The organism is Jatrophihabitans lederbergiae (assembly GCF_031845305.1).
In the GTDB taxonomy this organism is placed as follows: Bacteria; Actinomycetota; Actinomycetes; order Mycobacteriales; family Jatrophihabitantaceae; genus Jatrophihabitans_A; species Jatrophihabitans_A lederbergiae.
Window position 1 is genome coordinate 31,832 of record NZ_JAVREH010000012.1, and the last position, 26,492, is coordinate 58,323.

Genomic DNA, 26,492 nt, shown 5'->3' on the forward strand with positions numbered 1-26,492 from the left:
GCAACGAACTCCGCTTTCGAAGGGTTGGGCTCATGCCGACTGAAGACAAGCTACGCGAGTACCTCAAGCGTGTGACCGTCGATCTCAGTGAGGCCCGGCGCCGGCTCAGCGAGTTGGAGGACAGCAACCGCGAGCCGATTGCGATCATCGGGATGGCCTGCCGCTTTCCCGGTGGCGTCACGACGCCCGAAGACCTCTGGGAGCTGATGGCCGATCGCACCGACGCCATCGGTGAATTCCCCACCGACCGTGGCTGGGATCTCGAAGGCATCTACGACCCGGACCCCGACGCGCTCGGCAAGTCCTACACCCGCAACGCCGGCTTTCTGTATGACCTGGCGGACTTCGATGCCGGGTTCTTCGAGATGAGCCCGCGCAGCGCCCTGGCCACCGACCCGCAGCACCGGCTGTTCCTCGAGACCAGCTGGGAGGCCTTCGAGCGCGCCGGCATCGACGTGACCACCTTGCAGGGCAGCCAAACCGGTGTCTTCGCCGGCAATATGTACAACGACTACGCGCAGCGGTTCATCGGCACCTCGCCGCAGTCGGTGGAGGGCATCCTGTTCACGTCGAATGCCTACAGCGTGCTGTCCGGCCGGGTGTCCTATACCTTCGGGCTGGAGGGGCCGGCCGTCACCGTCGACACCGCGTGCTCGTCCTCGCTGGTCGCGATTCACCTTGCGGCACAGGCTCTTCGCGGCGGGGAGTGCTCGCTGGCACTCGCCGGCGGGGTGAGCGCGATGGCCACCTCGGACACCTACGTGGAGTTCAGCCGCCAGCGCGCGCTGTCCGCCGACGGCCGCTGTCGCTCGTTCTCGGCCGCCGCCTCGGGCGCCGCGTGGTCGGAGGGAGTGGGCGTTCTGCTGCTGGAGCGGCTGTCCGATGCGCAGCGCAACGGCAGGCGCATCCTCGGCGTCATCCGCGGCACCGCGGTCAACCAGGACGGGCACAGCAACGGCATGACGGCCCCCAACGGCCCCGCGCAGGAGCGGGTGATCGCGCAAGCCCTGGCCGACGCGGGCCTCGACACCCGCGACGTGGACGCCGTCGAGGCGCACGGCACCGGCACCAAGCTGGGCGACCCGATCGAGGCCCAGGCGCTGATGGCGACCTACGGTCAGGACCGGCTCGACGGACAGCCGCTCTGGCTCGGCTCGGTGAAGTCGAACCTCGGCCACACCCAGGCTGCCGCCGGGGTCGCCGGGGTCATCAAGATGGTGCTGGCGATGCAGCATGGCGTGCTCCCCGCCACCCTGCACGCCGAGGAGCCGACGCCGCACGTCGACTGGTCGGCGGGCTCGCTCAGCCTGCTCACCGATGCGCGCGAGTGGCCGCGGCAGGGGCACCCGCGCCGTACCGGGGTGTCGTCCTTCGGCATCAGTGGCACGAACGCCCATCTGGTGCTGGAAGAGGGGCCGCCGCGCAGCGACGACCCGCCGCGGGCCGGCCGGCAGGGCCCGTTGGCGTGGCTGGTGAGCGCCCGCAGTGCGAGCGCGCTGGCCGGACAGGCTCGCCGGTTGCGCGATTTCGTCACGGCAAACCCCGCTGCCGAGGCTGCCGACGTGGCCTACTCCCTCGCCACCAGCCGCGCGCTGTTCAAGCACCGTGCTGTGGTCGTAGGCGCGGACCGGGATGCCCTGGTCGCCGCCCTGGATGCCTACCTCGCCGGCTCGCCCGGCGCCGGTGTGGTGACGGGCGCGACCCGGGACAAGATGAAACTGGCGTTCCTGTTCACCGGGCAGGGCGGCCAGCGGCCCGGCATGGGCGCCCAGTTGTACGCGGGGTATCCGGTGTTCGCCGCTGCCTTCGACGAGGTCTGCGACATGCTGGACCGCTACCTCGACCAACCGCTGCGCGAGCTGATGTGGGCGCGGCCCGGCACGCCCGACGCGGAGTTGCTGAACGAGACCCGCTATACCCAACCCGCGCTGTTCGCCTACCAGGTGGCGGCATTCCGCTTGCTGGATTCGCTCGGAGTGCGGCCGGATGCCGTGGCCGGCCACTCGGTCGGTGAGTTCGCGGCCGCGTATGTCGCCGGTGTCTGGTCGCTGGCCGACGCCGCCCGGCTGATCGCCATTCGCGGGCGGCTGATGCACGCCTTGCACGCGCCGGGCGCGATGGTGGCGATCGAGGCGTCAGAAGACGAGCTCGCCCCGATGCTTGCAGGGCAATGCCGGTTGGGGATCGCGGCTCTCAACGGGCCGACCAGCCTGGTGGTGTCCGGTGACGAGGCCGACTGCCTGGCACTGGCCGACTACTGGCGCGGCGTGGGTCGGCGGACCCGGCGGCTGCCGGTCAGCCATGCCTTCCACTCGCCGCTGATGGAACCGATGATCGACGACTTCGCCGCCGAGGTGAAGAACGTGAGCCTGAGCGAGCCCCGGCTCACCGCCGTGACGAACTCCGTGGGCGGTCTCGAGGAACTGTCCTGGGTCCAGCCCGAATACTGGATCGAGCAGATTCGCCGCGCGGTGCGCTTCTCCGACACCATCGCCGGTCTCGAATCCGGCGGTGTCAACGGCTACCTCGAGGTCGGCCCCGATGCCGTACTGTCCGGCCTGGTGCACGACAGCGTCACCGCCTCGGACCCGGTCGTGATGCCGCTGCGGCGTGGTGATCGGGACGAGTGCGAGGCGCTGCTCAGCTGCCTCGCGCAGGCCTCGGTGGCGGGTGTGCCGGTCGGGTGGGGCACCCTGTTCGACGGTGCCGACAACATCGGCCCGGACCTGCCGCTGTACGCCTTCGACCGTCAGCGCTACTGGCTGGAGCCGCCTCGCCGGGGCATCGATGTCGCGGCCGTCGGCCTGCGCCCGGTCGATCACCTGATGCTCGGTGCGGCCGTCGAGGTCGGTGACGGCGGCGGGGTGGTGCTGACCGGCGGCGTATCCCTTGCCGATTTCCCTTGGCTGGCTGACCATTGCGTGGCAGGGGCCGTGGTGGTTCCGGGCACCGCGGTGCTCGACGTCGTCCTGGAGGCGGCTGCCCAGGTGGGCTGCGACCAGGTCGAGGAGTTGATGTTCGAGGCACCCCTGGTGCTGCCGGCGTCCGGCCGGCTCTTTCTGCAGGTCGTTCTGGACGCGGGAGGCGAGAACTCCCGCCGGTCGGTCAAGGTGTACTCCCGGCCCGAGAGCGGCACCTGGGCGCGCTGCGCCTCGGGTGTCGTGGTGGCCGGTGGGCTTGCCGGTGGGGTGTGTGACTGGGCGACCGCGTGGCCGCCGTCCGGCGTCACCGAGATCGACGTGACCGGTCGCTACGACGCGCTGGAGGAGTACGGCTACGAGTACGGCCCAGCCTTCCGCGGCGTGACGGCCGCCTGGTCGCGCGGTGCGGATCTCTTCGCCGAGGTGGTGGTGCCAGCGGGCTTGGAGGACAGGGGCTTCGGCATCCATCCGGCCGTGCTGGACGCGACGTTCCATCCGCTGCTGCTCACCGGTGGCGCGTCGGAACTGCGATTGCCCTTTGTGTTCCGGAGAGTTGCGCTCTGCGCCTCGGGTGCCGGTGTGCTGCGGGTGCGGCTGGCGGTGTCGGGCGACGACGTGCAGGTGCAGGCCGCGGACGTCTCCGGGCAGCTGGTGTTCGGCATCGAGTCGCTGCGGGTACGGACGGTGGCACCGGAATCGCTGGCCTCGGTCAGCCGGGCGAGCGGTCCACTTTCTTACGGTGTGGACTGGACACCGGTCGTGGCGGCAGCCGGCACGGACGGCTCGCGGTGGGCCTGCCTGGGGAAGCCGATCGAGGGCCTGGACAACTTCGCCGACGCCGACGAGCTGGTCGCGGCGGTGGCCGACGGCCAGCCCGCCCCGGACTTCGTCGCGGTCTCCCTGGGCGCCGAGGTGCCCTGGTCGGAGAGCCTTCCGGACCGTGCCCGCGCGCTGGCCAACCAGGCGCTGGAGTTGCTGCAGCGCTGGATCTCAGACGACCGGTTCGCGCTGTCTCGGCTGGTGTTCCTCACCTGGGGCGCGGTCGGCCCCGAGGTCGACGACGTCGCCGCCGCCTCGGTGTGGGGCCTGGTGCGAACCGCACAGTCCGAGCACCCGGGGCGCTTCATCCTCGCCGACCTCGCCGGGAACCTTATCGACTGGACCTCGCTGGCGGCCGCGGTGGCCGCGGACGAGACGCAGGTCGCGGTCCGCGACGGGGTGCTGCTGGCACCCCGGGTCGCTCGGCGGCAGGCGCCGGCGGCAATCGCCCCGGCCGTGAACGGCGGGACGGTCCTGATCACCGGTGGCACCGGCGGCCTCGGCGCGCTGGTGGCCGAGCACCTGATCACCCAGCACGGCGTACGGCACCTGGCGCTGGCCTCGCGCCGGGGACCCGACGCTCCCGGCGCGGCAGCCCTGACCGCGCGGCTCCAAGCGCTCGGCGCGCAGGTTCGTGTGCTTGCCTGTGACGTCGCCGATCGGGACGCCGTGGCCGCCCTGCTCGCCGGCATCTCGCCGGAGCACCCCCTCACGGGCATCGTGCACACCGCCGGGGTGCTCGACGACGCCACCGTGGACGGGCTGTCGGCCGGACAGCTGGACAGCGTGTTCGGTCCGAAGGTGGACGCGGCCTGGCACCTGCACGAGCTGACCCTGGACCTGCCGCTGTCGATGTTCGTGCTGTTCTCCTCCATTGCGGGCGTGCTGGGCAGCCCCGGACAGGGCAACTATGCGGCGGCCAACGTCACCCTGGACGGCCTCGCCGCCTACCGCCGGCAGCTCGGACTGCCCGGAGTGTCGGTGGCGTGGGGACTGTGGAACGACGAGTCCAGCATGGCCGGCAGCCTCAGCAAGACCGAGCTGGCCCGGATGTCGCGCTCCGGCGTGGCCGCGCTGACCGCCGAGCAGGGCCTCGCGCTCTTCGATGTGGCAGCAGCCGCGCCGGATTCACTGGTCGTCGCGGTCCGCTGGGACAACGGTGGCCTGCATGCCCGGGCCGAGGGTGGCGCGCTGCCGTCGGTACTGCGGGGGCTGGTCCGGGCGCCGCGCCGGGCCGCCGCCGGAGCCGTCACCGCGCCGGGTGGATCGGGGCTGGCCGCCCGGCTGGACTCGCTGCCCGAGGCGGATGGCCGACGGATGCTGACCGATCTGGTCTGCGGTCACGTCGCCGCGGTGCTGGCACATGCCAACGCGCAGGCGGTCGAGGTGGAAAGGTCGTTCAGCGAGCTGGGCTTCGACTCGCTCACCGCGGTCGAACTGCGCAACCGGCTCGAACTGGAGACCGGCATCCGGCTGCCCGCCACGCTCGCCTTCGACCATCCGACGGTGGCCGCTCTGGTCGAGCACCTGTACTCGACGCTGGCACCGGCGCCTCCGACCGCCGAGGAGACGCTGCGGGACAGCCTCGACCGGGTCGGGCTGATGCTGGCCGCGGACGACGAGAGCCGCGGCAAGCTCATCGCGATCCTGCACAGCACCCTGGCTCGCTGGGGTTCCGGCTTCAGCAGCGCGAGCGTCAACGGCAGCTCGACGCTCAACGGCAGCCAAGCCCGCACCGTCGCGGCGACGGTGGACTCGGCCACGGACGAAGAAATCTTCGCCCTGCTCGACAACGACTTCTGACCCTGCATCATCTGCTGAAAGGGCCTTCATGGCGACCGACGAAGAACTCCGCAACTACCTCCGCCGTGCCGTCGTCGACCTCGCTGACGTGCGTCGTCGGCTGGCCGACGCCGAGGGCCGGCTGGGCGAGGTCGAGGAGAGTCGCCACGACCCCATCGCCATCGTCGGAATGGGCTGCCGCTTTCCCGGCGGGGTGAGCACCCCCGAGCAGCTCTGGGATCTGGTGAACACCCGTCAGGACGTGATCGGCACCTTTCCGACCGATCGTGGCTGGGATCCCGACCTGTACGACCCGGACCCCGAGGTATCGGGCAAGACCTACAGCCAGCTCGGCGGCTTCATCTACGAGGCACCGGAGTTCGACGCAGGCGTCTTCGGCATGAGTCCGCGTGCGGCGCTGGCCACCGACCCCGCGCACCGGATGCTGCTGGAGATCTGCTGGGAGGTGTTCGAACGGGCCGGCATCGATCCCACCGCCCTGCGCGGCAGCCGGACCGGCGTGTATGCGGGCTGCATGTATGACTATTACGCGACCCGGTTCCTGAACACCGAGACTCCGGAGTCGGTGGACGGCTCGCTGCACACGGCCAACCTGCAGAGTGTGCTGTCCGGCCGGGTGTCCTACACGTTCGGCCTGGAAGGGCCGGCGGTCACCGTGGACACTGCCTGCTCGACGTCGCTGGTCGCGATTCACCTTGCTGTGCAAGCCCTGCGCCGCGGTGAGTGCTCGCTGGCGCTGGCCGGTGGAGTCACCGTGATGGCGGATCCGATCATGTTCGTGGAGTTCTCCCGGCAGCGTGGGCTCGCCCTGGACGGCCGGTGCAAGGCGTTCTCCGAGGCAGCGGACGGTACCAGTTGGGCAGAGGGCGGCGGAATGCTGCTGCTGGAACGGCTGTCCGACGCCCAGCGCAACGGCCGGCAGATCCTTGCGGTGATCCGGGGCAGCGCCATCAACCAGGACGGTCGCAGCAACGGCATGACCGCGCCGAATGGCCCATCGCAGGAGCGGGTGATCTGGCAGGCGCTGGCCGACGCCCGACTGGACGCCCGCGATGTCGACGCCGTCGAGGCGCACGGTACCGGCACCAAGCTCGGTGATCCCATCGAGGCGCAGGCGCTGCTGGCCACCTACGGCAAGCATCGCGACGCCGACCGGCCGTTGTGGCTCGGATCGCTGAAGTCCAACCTCGGGCACACCCAGGCCGCGGCGGGGGTCGGCGGCATCATCAAGATGGTGCTCGCGATGCGTCACGGCGTGCTGCCGGCGACGCTGCATGCCGACCAGCCGAGCAGCTACGTGGACTGGTCCGCGGGCACCGTCGAGCTGCTGACCGAGCCGGTGGCCTGGTCTCATCCCGATCGCCCGGTGCGCGCGGCGGTCTCGGCGTTCGGAATCAGTGGCACGAATGGCCATGTGATCGTTGAGGGACCGCCCGATCCGGTGCCGACTGCTGAGCTCGCTGAACCCGTGGCCAGCCACTCGCTGGTGTGGGTGGTGTCTGCCCGGACCTCGCAGTCGCTGCGCAGCCAGGCCGCCCGGCTGCTCGACTACGCCAGCACCGCCGAGGCGTCCGATCTCGCGGCGGTCGGTCAGGTGCTGGCCGGCCGCGCGCGGTTGATGCATCGCGCGGTCGTGGTCGCCACCGACCGGGACGAGCTGCTGGCCGGGCTGGCAGCGGTGGCCGGGGACACGCCCCATCCGGCCGCGGTCGTCGGTACCGCCGAGGACGTCTCGCCGGTGTTCGTGTTTCCCGGACAGGGCACCCAGTGGGCCGGGATGGCGGTTGAACTTCTCGATTCCCACGAACTGTTCCGCGACGAGCTGCGTCGCTGTGACGAGGCGTTGGCGGTACATACCGGATGGTCGGTTATGGCGGTGCTGCGTGAGCAGGCCGGTGCGCCGGCGCTGGCGGGCTCGGCCGTGGTTCAGCCGGTGCTGTTCGCGGTGATGGTGTCGCTGGCCGCGCTGTGGCGCTCCGCCGGTGTCGAGCCGAGTGCGGTGCTGGGCCACTCTCAGGGTGAGATCGCCGCAGCCTGCGTGGCGGGAGCGCTTTCCCTCGAGGACGCCGCACGCACCGTCGCGCTGCGCAGCAAGGCCCTGACCCGGCTGCGGGGCACCGGTGGGATGCTCGCCGTAGCGCTGGGCGCCGACCAGGCCCGGCAGCTGATGGAGCCGTGGCAGGACCGGTTGTGGATCGCGGTACACAGCAGCCCCACCGGTGTGGTGCTGGCTGGCGAGGTCCAGGCCATCGAGGAGTTCGCCGCAGAGCTGGGTGAGGCCGTCCGGACCCGGCGCATCGAGGTGGACTACGCCTCGCACACGCCGCACATCGAGAAGCTGCGGAGTGAACTCTTCGACCTGCTCGCCGGGATCACCCCGGCGGCCGTGGACGTTCGGTTCTGCTCGTCGCTGACGGGCTCGTTCCTGCCGACGATGGAGCTGTCCACCGAGTACTGGTATGACAATCTGCGCCAGCCCGTCCGGTTCCGCAGCGCCGTGGCGGCGTTCGCCGAGGACGCCGGCTCGCCACTGTTCATCGAGGTCAGCCCGCATCCGGTACTCGCGGGGGACCTGCGCGACATCATTCACGTCGAGGACATCCCAGGCGCGGTCTGCGAGACGCTGCGCCGGGGCGCGGGCAACCTGCGGCAGTTTTTGCTCGCGGCCGCGCAGGCCTACGTCCTGGGCGCCACCCTGGACTGGAAGGCGGTGCTCGGCCAGGCACCGAACCGGCGGCTGGACGTGCCGACCTACGCCTTCGACCGCCGCCGCTACTGGCTGGACAACGGCGCGCGGGTTACCGCGGCCGCGGCCGGCATCGGGCCGGCGGCGCACCCCCTGCTGAACGCTCTGGTGTCCGAGGCCGGTGGCGGCTTTCTGCTCACCGGCCAACTCTCGGTGGACTCCGCGCCCTGGCTTGCCGACCACGAGGTGGACGGCGTCGTGCTGTTTCCCGGTGCGGGGCTGGTGGAACTGGCGCTGGCCGCCGCGACCGCGGCCGGCTGCTCCGAACTGGAGGAGCTGACGCTGCACGCGCCACTGGTGCTGCCGGGCAACGGTTCGGCAGACGTCCAGGTGCGGGTGGATCGGGCCGAGGCCGGCCGGCGGGCGCTGACGCTGTACTCCCGGTCGGGGTCGGCGGACTGGTCGCACTGCGCGTCCGGTGCCGTCCTCGAGAACAGCCCGGCGGGGTCGGAGTCCGCCGACTGGGCGAGCGTATGGCCACCGGCGGGCGCCACGGCCCTCGATGTGGGCAAGGGCTACGCCGAGTTGGCCAACCGTGGTTACGGCTACGGACCGGCCTTTCAGGGACTCGTCGCCGCCTGGCAGCGGGGCGACGAGCTGTTCGGCGAGGTTCTCGCTCCCGACGGGATCGAGGCCACCGGCTTCGGCATCCATCCGGCGCTGCTGGACGCGGCACTGCATCCCCTGGTGTTGACTGCCGAAACGGAGGAGCTGCGGTTGCCGTTCGTCTTCCGTGGCGTCCGGCTGTCGGCCGTCGGCGCGACGGCGCTGCGGGTGCGGCTCACCAGCTCTGGAGCGGACTCCCGGATCGAGGCCGTGGACGTCTTCGGAGCTCCGGTGCTGCGGGTGGAGTCGCTGCGCGCCCGGACCGTCTCGTCCGACGCCCTGCGTGCCGGCGTGGCCGTAGGACTGACACTGCAGGGAATCGACTGGATCGACGTCGCGCCGGCCGGCCTACTCCATGCCCGCTGGATCAGCCTGGGCGAGAAGCTGCGCGGCATGGACGGTGTCTCGTCGCTGGCCGAACTGGCCGAGTACGAGGTGGTGCCGGAGTTCGTGGTGCTGTCCTGCCCGGCGGGCGACCTCGACTCCCCCGCGACGGCGGCTCGGGAGCTGACCATCCGGGTCTTGGCGACGGTGCGGGAGTGGCTGGCGGAGCAGCGGTTCGCCGGTTCGCGGCTGATCGTGCTGACCGGGTCGGCCGACTTGGCGGGAGCCGCTGTGTCGGGCCTCGTGCGTTCCGCTGCGGCTGAGCATCCGGGACGGTTCGGGCAGATCGAGGCCGACGCTTCTGCACTCGCGCACGACTCGGCACTGTCGGACGGCTTGCCGGTGGTGGCCGGGTTGATGGCCGACGGTGACTGGCAGCTGGCGGTACGTGGAAACCGGGTGCTGGCACCGCGCCTGGTGGCGCTGACCTCAAAGGGCGATGCCGTTTCGCTCGCCGAGGGGACGGTGCTGGTGACCGGTGGCACCGGTGGCCTCGGCGCGATCATCGCCGAGCGCCTGGTGAGCGAGCACGGCGTGCGCCGGCTGGAGTTGGTGTCGCGACGCGGCCCGGCCGCCGACGGCGTGGACGAGCTCACCGAGCGGCTGCAGGCTGCCGGTGCGCAGGTGCGGGTCACCGCCTGTGACGTCTCGAACCGGGCGAGCCTGGCCGCCGTGCTGGCCGGCATTCCCGTCGACCGGCCGCTTACGGGCGTGGTGCACGCGGCCGGCCTGCTGGCCGACGCCCCGGTCGACCGGCTGACCTCCGATCAGGTCGGGGCGGTGTTCGCCCCGAAGGCTGACGCGGCCTGGAATCTGCATGAGCTAACGGCTGAAACGCCACTGTCGGCGTTCGTGATGTTCTCGTCCCTGGCCGGGGTGCTGGGCAATGCGGGTCAGGGCAACTACGCCGCGGCCAACGCCTTCGCCGACGCGCTGGTTGCCCATCGCCGCGAACGCGGGCTACCGGGAGTGTCGATCGCCTGGGGTCTGTGGGACGTTCCCACCGGATTGACCGGTGCGCTGAGCCCCACCGACGTGGCGCGGCTGGCTCGTGCCGGGGTGGCGCCGCTGAGCGCGCGGCAGGGCGTCGAGCTGTTCGACCAGGCGCTGAGGGGCCCGGCTCCGGTCGTGGTCGCGGCGGCGTGGGATGCGACCGGGCTGCGGGGCCGGGCCGATGCCGGCACGCTGGCACCGGTACTGCGCAGCCTCGTCCGGACCCCGCGGCGAGCGGCCGCCCAGCACACCGCTGCCACGTCGGAGGTGAGGCGCAGCTCGGACTCCGAGGTGGCCCAGCGGCTGGCCGGACTGAGCGAGGCGGACGCCCGCGAGGCGCTCACCGACCTCGTACGGGCCCAGGTCGCGACGGTGCTCGGCCTGCCGGACACCGATTCGGTCTCGGCCGGGCAGGCGTTCAGCGAACTCGGTTTCGACTCCCTCACCGTGGTAGAACTGCGTAACCGTCTCGATGCTGCCACCGGGTTGCGGCTGCCGGCGACGCTGGCCTTCGACTACCCGACGGTGAAGTCGCTCGCGCAATACCTGCAGCGCACCCTGGCTCCCCGGGCGGTACCGGTCGAAGAGACCCTGCGCGCCAACCTCGACCAGCTGGAACAGCTGCTGCCCGAGGGTGATGAGGCAGTGCGCGCAAAGGTGATCGCGATTCTGAACAGCGCGCTACTGAGGCTGGAGGCCACCCCGTCCGGGCCGTCGGACGTGCACGACCAGATCCGGTCCGCCTCGGACGACGAGATCTTCGCCTTCATCGACAACGGGCTCTGAGCCCGGTGCGTCGAAGCGTCCAGCCCCTTTCTGAAAGGCCCTGTTGATGGCGACCGAGGATCAACTCCGCTCCTACCTCAAGCGGGCCACCGTCGAGCTCACCGAGACCCGGCGGCGACTCGACGAGGTCGAGCAGAGCAGCCACGAGCCGATCGCGATCATCGGCATGGCCTGCCGCTACCCCGGGGCCACCACCGTGGAGGACTACTGGGACCTGCTGCGCGAGAGCCGCAGCGGAGTCGTCGAGGTGCCGGCCGCGCGCTGGAACGTCGATGACTATTACAACGCCGACCGCCGGGTCGCCGGCGGCGTCTACACCCGACACGGGTCGTTCCTGTCCGACATCGCGGGCTGGGACGCCGAGTTCTTCGGCGCCTCGCCGCACGAGGCACTGCGGATGGACCCGCAGCAGCGGCTGCTGATGGAGCTGGTGTGGGAAGGACTCGAGAACGCCGGGACCGCGCCTGAGCAGTTGGCCGGCAGCCGTACCGCGGTCATGGTCGGGCTGATGGACACCGCGCAGTACGGCCGCCTTCAGCTGGAGCGTTACGGGCCCGGGGTGGCCGCCGACCCGTACTTCGGTCAGGGCGTGACGGCCAGCGTGGTTGCCGGCCGGCTGTCTTACCAGTTCGACCTGCGCGGGCCGGCCATCACGCTGGACACCGCGTGCTCGTCCTCGCTGGTAGGCGTGCACCTGGCGGCCCAGGCGCTACGTCGCGGTGAGTGCGATCTGGCAATAGGCGCAGGGGCATTCCTGATCATGCACCCCGACACCTACGTTCAGTCCTGCGCGACCTCGATGCTCTCGGCCGACGGCCGGTGCAAGACGTTCGACAGCTCCGCCGACGGCTACGTTCTGGGTGAGGGCGGCGGGCTGGTCGTGCTGGAGCGGCTGTCCGACGCACTGGCCAACAACCATCGGATCCGGGCCGTGCTGCGCGGCTCGGCGGTCAACCAGGACGGCCGCAGCAACGGCCTGACCGCGCCGAGCCGCAGCGCGCAGGTCGCGGTGATCCGGGCAGCGCTGGCCGATGCCACGGTGACCCCGGATGAGGTCGACTACGTCGAGGCGCACGGCTCGGGCACCAAGCTCGGCGACGCGATCGAGCTGTCGGCGCTGCACGACGTCTTCGGCGGCAGGTCTGCCTCCCGGCCACTGCAGGTCGGAGCAGTGAAGACGAATCTCGGCCACACCCAGTCCGCGGCTGGGGTCGCCGGCCTGATCAAGACCGTGCTGCTGCTCGAACACGGGATGGCGCCGGCCAACCTGAACACCACCCAGCCCTCGGACGCGGTGCCCGCGGACGGCACCATCCGTCCGGTCACGTCTCCCACCCCGCTGCGACCGATCGCTGATCGACCGATCGCCGGGGTGAGCGGCTTCGGATGGTCCGGCACGAACGGCCACCTGGTGCTGCAGGCGGCCGCTCCGGTTGTGGTCGACGAGCCCGCCGCTGACGCTGTCGTGCTGCCGCTGTCGGCGGCCGGCCGCGCCCCGCTCGGGGCGCAGTTGGAACGGCTCGCACAGTGGTTGACCGAAAGGCCCGAGCTGAGCCTGGCCGACGTGGCGCACACCCTGAGCTCCGGCCGCGCGGCGCAGGACTACCGGCGGGTGCTGGTCTGCACCGACGTGCCGGACGCGATCAGCCAGCTTCGTGCAGTGAATTGCACCCGTGCTGTCGCGGCGTCAGCTCGGCCGCGGGTGGCGTTCCTGCTGCCCGGGGTTGGTGACCAGTACGCGGGCCTGGGCCGCGAGCTCTACCGCACCGAGCCGGTCTATGCCGCAGCCGTCGAGGAATGCATCGCGCTCGTCCAGCAGCGGTGCGGGGTGGATCTGCGCCCGGCACTGCTCGACTCCACCGACGGGCGCCCGGCCGACGGCGACTTCGCCGCGCTGCTCGGGCGAAATATCACCGACGAGGTGCCGGACCCGATGGGGCGCGCCGAGATCGCCCATCCGTTCCTGTTCACCGTCGAATACGCCCTCGCCACCCTGCTCGCGCACCGCGGCGTTCGCCCCGACGTGCTCGTCGGTTACAGCCTGGGCGAGTACGTGGCCGCCTGCCTGGCGGGCGTGTTCTCGCTGTCCGACGCGCTGTACCTGGTGGTCGAGCGGGCCCGGTTGATCGCCGCGGCCCCCACGGGTCGGATGCTCGCGGTGGCTGCCGACGAGGCCAGCACCCGGTCGGTGCTGGCCGATAGCGGTGCCGAGGTCGACGTGGCCGCCGTCAACGGGCCGACGATGACGGTGCTGAGCGGTCCGTCCGGTCCGATCGAGGCGGTCGCGGCCATCCTGCACGAGGCCGGCATCGCCAGCCGGCCGTTGCGCACCGAGCACGCGTTTCACTCCACCCTGCTCGAACCGGCCCGCGACAAGCTCGCCGCCCTGCTCGACACCGTTGCGCGGCACGCACCCTCCGTCGCCGTGGTGTCCAACAGCACCGGTGCCGAACTGACGGCCGAGCAGGCGATGAGCCGGGAATACTGGGCCGATCACCTGATCCGTCCGGTCCGCTTCTCCGACGGCGTCCGGCATTGTGCGGCGCGCGGGGTCGAGGTCTACGTCGAGCTCGGTGCGGGGCAGACGCTCGGCGGGCTGGTCCGCCAGAACACCGCGGGGACGCCAACGGCAGCCGTGCTCGGCACCCTGCCCGCCCGATGGAGCGCGGCCGGGCGTCCGGACGAGCGGGTGGAGCTACTGACGACCTGCGCGCAGCTGTGGGAACTCGGCGTGCGGCTGGACTGGACCGCCTTTCCCGGTGCCGGCGCCCGAGTCGTCACCCTGCCCGGTTACCCCTTCCAGCGAACGGCATTCTGGCCGGAGCCGGCCGATGGCCAGCGCGAGTTCGCCGGTGCTCGTCCGGCTGCTCGTCCGTCCGAGCCGGCCGACCACTGCTACGCGCCGGTGTGGCGCCGGACGCCGAGCCGCGCCACCGCTGACGAGCTGTCGCTGCCCGGAGCGCTGGTGGTCTTCGCCGACCGCGACGGTATCGGCTCCGCGCTCGCCGACCGCGCCGAGGCAGCAGGCATCACCGTTCTCGAGGTGCTGGGCGGGGATATCAGCGGTGACAATCCCGCCGCCGGAACCGGCCTTCGCCGGGTCGGCCGGCGGATGATGATCGACCCGCGCCGTCCCGAGCACTATCGCGAGGTCTTCGCCGGCCTCGGCGAATCCATCGGGCCGCTGCACGTGGTCCACCTGTGGAGTCTGCTCGCGGGCTCGGCGGTGCCGGTGTACGCCAGCGACGATGAGCTGCTGGAATCCATCGAGCACGGCTTCGACACCCTGCTGCCCACCGTGCAGGCGCTGGGCGGGCTCGCCGCCGGTGCCGGTGTGCGGTTGCTGACCGTCAGCAGGGGTGCGTCCGAGGTGCTCGGCGACGACGTTCCCGCGCCGTTTCAGGCGGCCGTGCACGGCTTCGGCCGGGTGGTGCAGCACGAGTACCCGGGCCTGACGTGGCGCGGAATCGATCTGGACGCAGGTCCGCAGGCTGCCGGGCGGCCAACGGGTGATGCTGCTGCCGTCGCGGACCAGCTTGCGCATGAACTGGTGCACCCCGCCCAGCCGGAGGAGCAGCTGGTGGCCTGGCGTCGCGGACGCCGCTGGGCGCAGGAGTGGGCCGAGATCGGTACCGTCCCCTCTTTTGCTGCAACGGGAATCGGCGAAGGCACCGGACCGGCGTGGCGCGCCGATGGGGTTTACCTGATCACCGGCGGTACCCGCGGCCTCGGCATGGCGCTGGCCCGGCGGCTCGTCGCCGAGGGTGTTCGCCGGTTGGCATTGGTGGGCCGCGGTTCCGGTGCCAACAACGCTTTTGCCGGTGCCGACGGCAGCTTTTCGGATGCCACGTCTGAGCTCGATGCCCGGCTGGCTCGCAGCCGCGGCGACATCGCCGAGCTCGAGGCGGCCGGCGCCGAGGTGCTGGTGCTGACCGCGGACGCGGGCGTGCCGGCCCAGCTGCGCCGGGCGCTGCGCGAGTGCCGGGAGCACTTCGGCGCTCTGCACGGAGTGGTGCATGCCGCCGGTGCTCCCGCCAGCGGCACGGCCCAGCGCCAGACCGTTGCCGAGGCGCGGGCCGTCCTGGCTCCGAAGATCCTGGCGATGGGCGTGCTGGCCGAGCTGGTGGGCCCGGTCACGCCGCCCGACCAGCGACCGGAGTTGCTGGTGCTGTACTCGTCCGCGGTCACCGCGTTCGGCGGCATCGGCGAGGGTGATTACTGCGCCGCGAACACGGTCCTGGACGCCTACGGGGCCGCGCTGAGCGGTTCGGCCCCCTCGACCCGGGTGTTGTCCGTCGCGTGGGGTCCGTGGCAGCACGACGACTGGCAGCTGAGCACGACCAGCGACCTGGCCGAACGGGCTCGCGGCTACCGCAAGCGATATGGCTTCGCCGACGATGCCGGCTGCGCTTTCCTGGACCGGCTGGTGGCAACGGGACAGGGCAGCGTGGTGGCCGTTCGCCAGCCGATGGCCGATGCGTTGCTGGAGTGGTCAGCCATGCTGGATGTCGAGGCCCTGGTGGATGCCAGCGCGGCGTTGCCCGCGGGCGAGCGCTTTGCCCGGCCGCAACTGCGCACGCCGTTCGTCGGGCCGCGCACCGAGCTCGAGACCGTCGTCGCAGGGGTGTGGGGCGCCTACCTGGGCATCGATCAGGTAGGCGTGCACGACCCGTTCTTCGACCTGGGCGGCAACTCCCTGGTCGGCATGGCGATGGTTCGTGCGGTCGAGAGCCAACTCGATCTGCACATCGCCCCGGCCGTGCTGTTCGAGCACCCGACCGTCGCGGAGTTCGCTGCTGCGATCGGAAATTCCGGCGGCAGTGACGATACCGCCTCCGAAGTTCTTGCCACCAGCTCGGATCGGGGTCAGCGGCGTCGCCGTGCCCGCACCGGCAACCGGAAATGAGTGCTGACGTGACTGACCCAGACAACCCCGGCAACGACCGCTCTGAGACCGACATCTCTAGCAGCGACATCTCTGGGAACGACATCGCCATCGTCGGCATGTCCGGCCGGTTTCCCGGTGCGGCCGACGTTGCCGAGCTCTGGCGCAACATCTGCGCCGGGCTGTCCGGGATCACCCGCTTCACCGATGACGAGCTACGGTCCGCCGGTGTTCCCGAGCACCTGATCGCGGACCCCAGCTACGTCAAGGCCGGCGCGGTGATCGAGGGCATCGAGCTGTTCGACGCCGGGTTCTTCGGCATCAACCCCCGCGAGGCGCAGGTTCTGGACCCGCAGCAGCGGCTGTACCTGGAGCACAACTGGCAGGCACTGGAGGACGCCGGCTGTGACCCGACACGCTTCGACGGTGCCATCGGCGTGTTCGGTGGCAGCGCATGGAGTTCGTACCTGCAGAACAACCTGCTGACCAGCAAGATCGCCGCCGCGATGGGTGACCTCGTGGTGGGCCTGGCCAACGACAAGGACTCGCTGACGACCCGGGTGGCGCACACCGTGGGACTGAACGGGCCGGCGTACAGCATCCAGAGCTACTGCTCCACCTCCCTGGTCGCGGTCTGCGCGGCGGCAACGAGCCTGGCCAACTTCGAATGCGACCTAGCCTTGGCCGGCGGCGTCGCGATCACGGTTCCGCAGCGCGTGGGTTACCTGTATTCACAAGGCGGAATCGCACCGCCGGACGGTGAGTGCAGGGCCTTTGACGCGTCCGGTCTGGGCGCGCCGGTCGGCAGCGGCGTCGGCGTGGTCGCGTTGCGCCGGTTGCAGGACGCCATGGACAGCGGCGATCGGGTGTACGCGGTGATCCGGGGCTGGGCGGTCAACAACGACGGCGGCCGCAAGGTCGGCTTCACCGCTCCCGGGGTGCAGGGCCAGACGGCCGTGATCGCCGAGGCCCTGTCCAGCGCGGACCTCGGCGCCGCCGACATCGACTACGTCGAGGCGCACGGCACCGGCACCGCCCTGGGTGATGCCTCCGAACTCGCCGCCCTGCAACAGGTCTTCGCCGGCGAGGAGTGCGCGATCGGCTCCATTAAGACCAATGTCGGCCACCTCGACCGCGCCGCCGGCGTCACCGGCCTCATCAAGACCGCGCTGGCGCTGCACAGGTCCGAGATCCCGCCTACCCGCAACCTCGTGGAACCGAATGCCCAGCTGCGCTCGGGTACCGCGGCTCTGGACGTGGTGACCAGCCTGCGCGAGTGGCCGCGACGCGAGGACCACATCCGGCGTGCTGGGGTCAGTGCGTTCGGCATCGGCGGCACGAACGCGCACGTGGTGCTCGAAGAGGCGCCGCTGGCTGCCCGTCCGGCCGTATCCCCGCGGCCGGAGCTGCTGGTCTGGTCCGCGCGTACCGCTGCTGCCGCGGACGCGCGCACCGAGGCCTTGGCGGATTACCTGGCCGGTCAGCTCGACGGGTCCACCGGCGAGCGGCTCTGCGATGTGGCGTACACACTGCAGGTCGGCCGTCAGCAGTTCGAGCACCGCCGGTTCTTCGTGGCGGCAGCCACCGATGCGCCAGTGGCGGCAGCCACCGATGCGCCAGTGGCGGCAGCCACCGATGATGCCGTAACCGGTCTGCGTGCTGGCCGAGTGCTGTCGGCCGTCGAGGCCGGCAGTGACTGCTGGGTCGGATTCCTCATTGCCGGCAGCGGTGAGCAGTATCCCGGCATGGCGGCCGACCTCTACCGCACCGAGCCGGCCTTCGGTGCCGCGCTGGACAAGTGCCGGACGGCTTTACCGCGCGAGTTCGACGGCGCCGACCCGCTGGCAAATCTGCTCCGGCGGCGTGCCACCACGGCCGAGGCTGCTGCGGGCGCAACGTCCACCGGCGCGCTCGGCGCGGCGGTGTTCGCGATGGACTATGCGCTGGCACGGCTGATGATGTCGTGGGGCATCGCGCCCGCCGTCTTGGCCGGTCACGAGCTCGGTGAGCTCGTGGCGGCCTGCCTGTCCGGCGTGCTGACCCTCGATTCGGCGCTGGCCCTCGTGGCCCACCGCGGCCGGCTGCTCGATGCGCTGCCGGACGGGACGACGACGGCGCAAGCACCGACCTCCGTCAAGGCCGGACTGACCGGTTGGATCACCGAGCACATCGCCCTGTCGGCACCGCGCATTCCGTACGTCTCGAACGTGACCGGAACGCTGGCGACGACGGAGCAGGTCACCGACCCCGCGTACTGGGCCGAGCTCCTTTTCGCCCCCGCGCCGTTCGAGGCGTCGGTGAAGACCCTGCTGGAGCGAGGTGATCTCGTGCTGCTCGAGATCGGTCCCGGGCAGTCCCTTGGTGCCATCGTGCGGAACTCCGAGCACTGCCCGCAGGAGCGCGCGGAGCGCATCGTGGCCTCGCTTCCGGCCGCGTCGGATCCGCGCCCGGCCAGCACGGTGCTCACCGAGGCGGTCGGTCGGCTCTGGTTGGCCGGGGTGTCGATCGACTGGGCCGGCTACCAGCAGGGCCGGCCGGTCGCCAAGGTGGGGCTGCCCGGATATCCCTTCCAATGCGAGCGATACTGGATCGACGCTCCGGTTACTGCCGTTTCCCCCGGCGCCCCTGCCGTTACCAACCTGCCGGTGGTCGCCGAGCCGACCTCGGACAGCCGGGTCGACCACGTCCAGCTGATGCGGCCGGAGTGGCTCGCCACCCCGGTATCCGGGGACCCGGTCGCCGGAGGCAGCTGCGTGCTGGTCGGTGGCGCGGCAGAGCTCACCGGACTGCTCGCCAAGGCCCTGCGCGGGACGGGGGCCGACGTGGTTCTCGTCCCCGCCGATGGCAGCTCGGCCACCACCAAGCCCGACGGCCTGCCGCGCACGGTGCTGGATCTGCGGCTGCTCGATGCCGAGCACGTGCTCGACGGCGGCTCCGCAGACGAATCCCACGCGGCGCAGGCGATATCGGCTATCGCCCGGTTGATGGATCACTGGGGTAGTGACGCGACCGGCAGCACTCAGATCATCGTGGCCACCCGGAGCGGCCAGGTCGTAGCCGAGAGCGATGTCGCGCTGCCTACCCAGGCTGCGGCCGCCGTGCTGCCCGTGGTGGCCAACCTGGAGTACGTCAATCTGCAGTGCCGGGTGGTCGACCTGGAGATGGCCGCTGACGCCGCCGCCGCGGTGCGGGCCCTGGTCAGCGAGGTCGGTCATCCGGCGCCAGAGGTGGTTGCCGCCTACCGCGACGGCCGGCGGTACCTCCGTGAATTCGTCCCGGCGGCCGCCGGTAGTTCTATGCCGCCGCTGGCGGTGCGCCCCGGGGGGACGTACCTGGTCACCGGTGGTCTCGGTGGGGTGGGCCTGTTGGTCGCCGAGCATCTGGCACGCGCCGGCGCCGACCGCCTCGTCCTGACCAGCCGGTCCGGTAATCCCCCGCCGGACGACCCGCGACAACGGAACCTGCAACGGTTGCGCGACCTCGGAGCCGAACTGGTGCTGCCCGCTGTCGACGTCACCGACGCGGAGGCGATGCGGGCGTTGCTGACCGAGACCCTTGCCGCCGGCAGCCTCGACGGAGTGCTGCACACCGCGGCCCAGGCCGGCCGGGACAGCTTCTGGCCGTTGCGTGCGGTGGATCCGGCGTCCGTCGCGGTGCACTTCGACGCCAAGGTAGGCGGTGCGCGGGTGCTGGAGTCACTGCTCGCCGAGCTGACCGCCGAGCAGGCTCCCGACTTCTGCCTGCTGTTCTCGTCCACCTCGGCCATCTTCGGCGGCCTGGCCTTCGGCAGCTATGCGGCCGCCAATGCAGCGTTGACCGCGATTGCCCAGCGCAACGTGCACCGATCGGCGACAAGTTGGATTGCCGCCAGCTGGGATACCTGGGCCACCACCCTGGACGGGATCGAGGCCGGCATCGGCGCGAGCATGCTGGCGCATTCGATGTCCACCGACGAGGCACTGGCTGCCTTCGACCGGGTGCTCGCCGCTGGCGCACCAAACGTGATCGTGGTGGCCGCGGGGTTGGCGGACCGGTTACCCCAGCTGTCCGCCGTCGAGGAACCCGCCGCGAGCGTGCAACGGTTCCCCCGGCCGGAGCTGCCGCAGCCCTACCTGCCGCCGCTCACCGCGACCGAGCGTGGGCTGGCCGAGGTATGGACCGATGTGCTCGGTGTGGAGCCGGTCGGCACCCGCGACAACTTCTTCGACCTGAGCGGAAATTCGCTGCTGGCGCTGCAGATGCTCGCGCTCGTCAAGAAGCGGTTCGGCATCGCTGTCGCGTCCGTGACGCTGTTCGAGGCACCGACGGTGCACGCGCTCGCGGCCGTCCTGGACCAGCAGGGTGCCAGTCCGGCAACCGGATCGAGGTCCGGGCCGGCGGTCCTCCCCGCAGCGGACCGTTCCGGCGCGGGGACGATGACCAACAAGGCCATACCGATAACCACAGCACAGATCAACACAGCACCGGTAACCGCAGCAAAGGCCACTACCGCACGCCCCGCCGCCTCGGACCCTGACTTCGACCGCAGGATCGCGGTGGTCGGCATGGCGGGTCGCTTTCCGGGCGCGGGTGACGTCGGCACGTTCTGGCAGAACCTGTGCGACGGCATGGAGTCGATCAGCTTCTTCTCCGAGGAGGAATTGCTCGCCTCCGGCGTGGACCCGGCACACATCGCGGATCCAAACTACGTGCCGGCCCGTCCGGTGCTCGACGATGTGACCGGCTTCGACGCCGGGTTCTTCGGGCTCAGCCCGCGGATGGCGGCGCTCACCGACCCGCAGCAACGGCTGTTCCTGGAGGTGTGCTGGGAGGCGCTGGAGCAGTCCGGGTACGCCGCCCCGGAACACCGCAGTCGGGTCGGCGTCTACGGTGGCGCCAACCTCAGCACGTACCTGCTGCAGATGCCCGAAGAGGCGTTGCTCGGCGGCGACGTCAGCACCTACGAGATCATCATGGGCAACGACAAGGACGCCCTGACCACGACGGTCTCGTACCTGTTCGACCTGCACGGCCCGAGCATGGCGGTGCAGACGTTCTGCTCGACCTCGCTGGTGGCAACCCACCTTGCGATGCAGAGCCTGCGCAACGGCGAGTGTGAGCTGGCCCTGGCCGGCGGCGTGTCGATCCGCGTTCCCGACAAGATCGGGCATCTCTACGGTCCCGGTGGCATGGAAACCCCGGACGGGCACGTGCGCACCTTCGACGCCAAGGCCGGCGGCAGCCTGTTCGGTGACGGTGCGGCCGTGGTGGCGCTCAAGCGACTACCCGACGCCATCCGCGATGGCGACCACATCTGGTCGGTCATCCGTGGGTCGGCCATCAACAACGACGGCGCGCTGAAGGTCGGCTACACCGCGCCCAGTGTCGTCGGGCAGGCCCGGGTCATCGCCGACGCGATGGCCGACGCGGGCGTGACAGGTGAGGACATCAGCTACATCGAGGCGCACGGTACGGCCACCGAACTGGGTGACCCGATCGAGCTGGCAGCGCTCGTCCGGGCGTTCGGCGAGACGGCCGAGAACCAGTATTGCCCGATCGGCTCGGTCAAAACCAATATCGGTCACCTCGACCGAGCGGCCGGGGTGACCGGCCTGATCAAAACCTCGCTGGCGCTGCGCGATGCGGTGATTCCCGCGAGCCTGCACTACACCAGTCCGAATCCCGAGATCGACTTCGAGAACAGCCCCTTCTATGTCAATACCGTGCTGTCGCCCTGGCAGACCCGGGACGGCCGTCAGCCGATGGCGGGCATCAATTCACTCGGCATGGGCGGCACGAACGTGCACGTGGTCGTGGAGCAGGCGCCGGTTCGCGAGGTCAGCGGACGGGCCGGTGACCGCAGCCGCCGCTACCAGGTGCTGACGGTGTCGGCGCGTACGGCCACGGCGGCAGACCAGTCCTGCTCGCGGCTGGCGGCCCACCTCGACAGCGCGCCGGACACCCGGCTGGCCGACGTCGCCTACACGTTGCAGGTGGGGCGCAAGACGTTCGAGCACCGGCGCACCCTGATCGCGACCGGAACCGCAGAAGTCGCGGCCGCGCTCGCCGGGCAGAACCCCGACCTTCCGGTGCTGAGCCGGGTGGACGCCGTCCGCGGCCGGCACGTGGCGTTGCTGTTCACCGGCGTCGGTGAGCAGTACCCGGGAATGGTCGCCGAGCTCTACCGGCGGGAACCGGTGTTCCGGGCTGCTCTGGAGGAGTGCCTGAGCCTGCTGCAGGAGGCGTTGCCAGACACCGATCTGGTCGATCTTCTTGCGGGTGCGCGTGGTTCGGTCTCGGGCTTGGCCGCACTGCTCGGACGGGGCGCCGCCACCGAGGACCCGCGGGCGGATGAGCTGGAGCGGACGGAGGTGGTGCAACCGGCGCTGTTCGCGGTCGAGTACGCGCTGGCCCGCACGCTCATGACGTGGGGCGTACAGCCCGGCCTGATGCTGGGGTACAGCCTGGGCGAGTACGTCGCGGCGTGCCTGGCAGGCGTGCTCTCGCTGCCGGACGCGCTGGCGCTGGTGTCCTACCGGGCCAGACTGATCGCCACCGTGCAGCCGGGCGCGATGCTGGCTGTCTCACTGCCGGCCGAGGATCTGCAGGCACGCTTTGCGATGGCCGACAAGGAGTTGGACATCGCCGCGCTCAACGGCCCGCAGGTAACGGTCGTCGCCGGCCCGGTACCGGCGGTGACTGCCTTCACCGCGGAGTTGCGGCGTGCCGAGGTCCCGTGCCGCGCGCTGGGCACCACCCACGCCTTCCACAGCCGGATGCTGTCGCCGATCGCCGAGCAGCTCACCCGGTGGGTGCGCGACAACATCACCCTCAACGCGCCGCAGTTGCCGTACCTGTCGAACGTCACGGGGGATTACGCCGATGCCGACCTGGTGTGCGACCCCGGCTACTGGGCCCGGCACATGTGCCAGCCGGTGCAGTTCGCGGCCGCCATGCAGACCCTGCTCGCCGATCCGGAACTGGCCGTCGTCGAGATCGGCCCTGGCCAGTCCCTCGGCGCGCTGGTCCGCAGTGGTGGCGCATCGCCGAAGCAATGGCCGCTGATCCTGTCGATGCTGCCCGCGGGCAGTGAGAGTCGGCCGGACGACGCGGCGCTGGCCGACTGCCTGGCGCGGCTGTGGCTGCTCGGCGTGGACCTCGACTGGCTGACCTATTCCAACCGGCACCCCGGGGCTCGCGTGCTCGACCGCTCGACGCTGCCGGGCCGGGTGCCCTTGCCGACGTACCCCTTTCAGCGGCAGCGGTACTGGATCGAGGGCTCCCGCCGCGGTGCTCCGGATGCGCAGACACCGCAGACATCGCAGGCATCGCAGGCACTGCCTCAGGTGACTGCCGCCGATACCGGTGTCACGTTCGAGACGATCGCGGCGTTGGAGAAGATGCCCGAGGAGCAATGGTTGCACCTGCCGGTGTGGCGCCAGACCGCGGCGCCGGCTGCGGCCGCGGAGACGTCCAGGTCATGGCTGGTCTACACCCGCGACGGGCTTGCCGACGATGTGGTGGCGGCATTGCGGTCCGCGCTACCGGACGGCACAGCGCTCAGCATCGTCCGGTCCGGCGACGGCTTCGCCACCGAGCAGGACGGTTACACCGTTCGGCCGGGAAACGTCGAGGACACCCTTGCGTTGCTGCGGGAATTGCGATCGGCCGGCCGGCCGCCGGAGCGGGTTGTCCACCTGTGGGCGTTGCAGTCCGTGCCGGAGGAGGTGGTCGTCGCCGAGGGGCTGCACACCCTGGTGGCGCTGGCCCGGGCTGCTGGTGAGCTCGGAATGGACAGCTGGTCGCTCGACGTCGTGGTGTCCGGCACCCAGCAGGTGCTGCCCGAGGATGTGTCCCGGCCGCACGCCGCGATGCTGGCCGGGCCGTGCCGGGTCATTCCGTTGGAGTATCCGAACGTGACCAGCCGGTTGATCGACCTGGACGCGGCGGCCGATCGTGGCGCGGTCGCCGGCGTGGTGGCCGAGCTGCGGCGACCGCTGGCGGAAGCCCTGGTGGCACTGCGGCACGGACGCCGCTGGCTGCCGGAGTACGAGGCGATGTGCTCGGCCGAGGTGGCACCCGAGGCGGTGTTGCGCAAGGGCGGCGTCTACCTGATCACCGGTGGTCTCGGCGGCATCGCGCTCGCGATGGCGAACCGGTTGGCCCGGAACTGCCGGGCGAAACTCGTGCTGCTCGCACGGCATGGTTTGCCGCCGCGCGACACCTGGCCGGACCTGCTGGCTGGCAAGGCGATCGATCCGGGCGCCGAGCAGACCCGGCGGCGGATCGCCGAGGTGTCGGCGCTGCTGGAGCTGGGTGCCGAGGTCGAGGTCGTGACCGGTGACGTCAGCAGCGCCGACGATGTCCGGCGGGCCTGCGAGCTGGCGCAGCAGCGGTTCGGCGGGCTGCACGGTGTGCTGCACGTCGCGGGCGTTCCGGCGATGGGGCTGATGCAGTTCAAGGATCCGTCCGAACTCGATCAGGTCCTCGCACCCAAGGTCGGCGGTGCGCTGGCCATCACCGAGGCGTTGCGGATGGGCAAGCCGGACGAGATCGAGCTCGACTTCCTGGTGTTCTTCTCCTCTATCACCTCCACCACCGGCGGTGGCCCGGGACAGGTGGACTACTGCGCCGGCAATGCCTTCCTGGACAGCTACGCCTACCAGCTGGCCGACACCGGGCGGAAGGTGCTGTCCATCAACTGGGGGGAGTGGACCTGGAACGCCTGGGAAGCCGGCCTCACCGGCTACGCCGACGCGTTGCAGGACTTCTTCCGCCAGAACCGGGTCCGGGTCGGCATCGGCTTCGAGGACGGCTGGCGGTGCCTGCTGCGGGCGCTGGACTGCGGCGAGCCGCGGGTGGTCGTGTCAACCCAGGACTTCTCGACGATGGTCCGTTACAGCTCGCAGTTCACCGTCGCCGCGGTCAGCTCCCCGGTGCTGGCGCAGGACGGCGGCGCGAGGCATCCTCGGCCGGAGCTGGTCACCTCGTACCAGGAGCCGTCGGGCAGCGTCGAGGCCGACATCGCCGCGATCTGGTGTGAGTCCCTGCAGCTGGAACGGGTCGGGGCCCAGGACAACTTCTTCGAACTGGGCGGCAACTCGCTGCTGGGGGTGAGCATCGTGGCGTCGCTGCGCGCCAAGTTCGCCCCGGTCGAGCTGCCGCCGCACATCCTCTACGAGGCGCCGACGGTGGCGGCACTCGGCAAGGTGATCGATTCCTCGCTCTCGGACGACCCGGAACTCCTCGGAGGCTGGGACAGCGGTGGCAGCCAGGTCCGCGCGCAGTTGCGCAGATCTGGACTCGAAGCCTCCGCGGGCCGCAGGCGTGCACGGCAAGGCCAATCGGACAGAACCCAAACAGGCACGGGAACGGAGAAGTCATGAGTGTGGTCGGAGTGATCGGCGCTGGCGTCATGGGCGTCGGTGTCGCGCAGAACCTCGCCCAAACCGGGCACGAGGTCATCCTGGTCGACACCAGCGAGGCAATCCTCGCCGAGGCGTTGGCCACCATCCGGCACAACTGCCGGATGAGCCGGTTGCTCGGTGGACCGGCGCTGGATGCCGATGCGGTGCTCGCCAAGATCAGCGTCGGGGTGGGCGCCGACTCGGTGGCCAAGGCCGATGTGATCATCGAGAACGTCACCGAGAACTGGGACATCAAGCGGGCGGTATATCGAGAGCTGGATGCCGCATGCGGCCCGGACACCGTTTTCATCGTCAACACCTCGGCAATCCCGATCACGAAGGTCGCCTCGGTCACCTCGCGACCCGCACAGGTCATCGGCGTGCATTTCATGAACCCGGTACCGGCCAAGCCCGCGGTCGAGCTCATTCCCGGGTTCCACACCTCGCCCGAGACGATCCTGCGTACCAAGGAACTGCTCACCGCGATGGGCAAGAAGGCGATTCCGGTCAAGGACGCCTGTGGTTTCATCTCCAACCGGGTGCTGATGCTGACCGTCAACGAGGCGGCCTACCTGGTGTACGAGGGCGTTGCCGATGCCGAGGCCGTGGACGAGGTTTTCCGCAGTTGTTTCGGTCACCCGATGGGCCCGCTGCAGACCGCTGACCTGATCGGTGTCGACACCATCCTGTACAGCGTCGAGGTGCTGTACGAGCACTACAGCGACAGCAAGTACCGGCCCTGCCCGCTGCTGCGCCAGATGACCGATGCCGGCCTGCACGGGCGCAAGTCCGGACGTGGCTTCTACGACTACTCGACCGGTTGAGTTTGACCCCTGTAGGTAAGCAGAACAGCCAGCACACTCGATTCCAGCTCACTCGATTCAAGCAAGGAGCACTTCTCATGTCACAGCACGTCCAGGATCAGATCCTCGCTTTCATCCGCAGCCGCTTCCCGCAGGCAGAGATCAGCGACACCGAGGACATCTTCCAGATCGGCTTCGTCAACTCGCTGTTCGCGATGGAGCTGGTCATGTTCGTCGAGAAGACGTTCGGGGTCACCGTTCCCAACGACGAGCTGCGGATGGACAATTTCCGCACCGCCAAGTCGATGGCCGAACTGGTGGACCGGCTCTCCGCCGCATCCGTCGTCGAGGTCTAGCCGT

At 70.5% G+C, this 26,492-nt stretch carries 4 protein-coding genes and 2 pseudogenes; all 6 read left to right on the forward strand.

The window, feature by feature from the left end; genetic code table 11:
• Positions 1–71: 71 nt before the first annotated feature.
• Positions 72–5,543 (forward strand): annotated as a pseudogene (locus RM423_RS11210) (SDR family NAD(P)-dependent oxidoreductase); the annotation flags it as partial.
• Positions 5,544–5,601: 58 nt separating this feature from the next.
• Positions 5,602–11,058, forward strand: a pseudogene (locus tag RM423_RS11215) (SDR family NAD(P)-dependent oxidoreductase); the annotation flags it as partial.
• A gap of 46 nt (positions 11,059–11,104) precedes the next feature.
• Complete coding sequence (locus RM423_RS11220) at positions 11,105–15,964, forward strand: type I polyketide synthase (protein ID WP_311423121.1); 4,860 nt, start codon at positions 11,105–11,107, stop codon at positions 15,962–15,964.
• Positions 15,965–15,972: 8 nt separating this feature from the next.
• Positions 15,973–25,308 carry a type I polyketide synthase gene (locus RM423_RS11225; RefSeq protein ID WP_311423122.1) on the forward strand — a complete coding sequence of 3,112 codons (9,336 nt, stop codon included), beginning with the start codon at positions 15,973–15,975 and terminating at the stop codon, positions 25,306–25,308.
• Positions 25,305–26,153, forward strand: coding sequence for a 3-hydroxyacyl-CoA dehydrogenase family protein (locus RM423_RS11230; RefSeq protein ID WP_311423123.1), 849 nt, complete (start codon positions 25,305–25,307; stop codon positions 26,151–26,153). Before RM423_RS11225 ends, RM423_RS11230 begins: the two co-directional genes overlap by 4 nt.
• 77 nt (positions 26,154–26,230) lie before the next feature.
• Positions 26,231–26,488, forward strand: a complete 258-nt coding sequence (locus RM423_RS11235) for an acyl carrier protein (RefSeq protein ID WP_311423124.1) — start codon at positions 26,231–26,233, stop codon at positions 26,486–26,488.
• Positions 26,489–26,492: the final 4 nt, after the last annotated feature.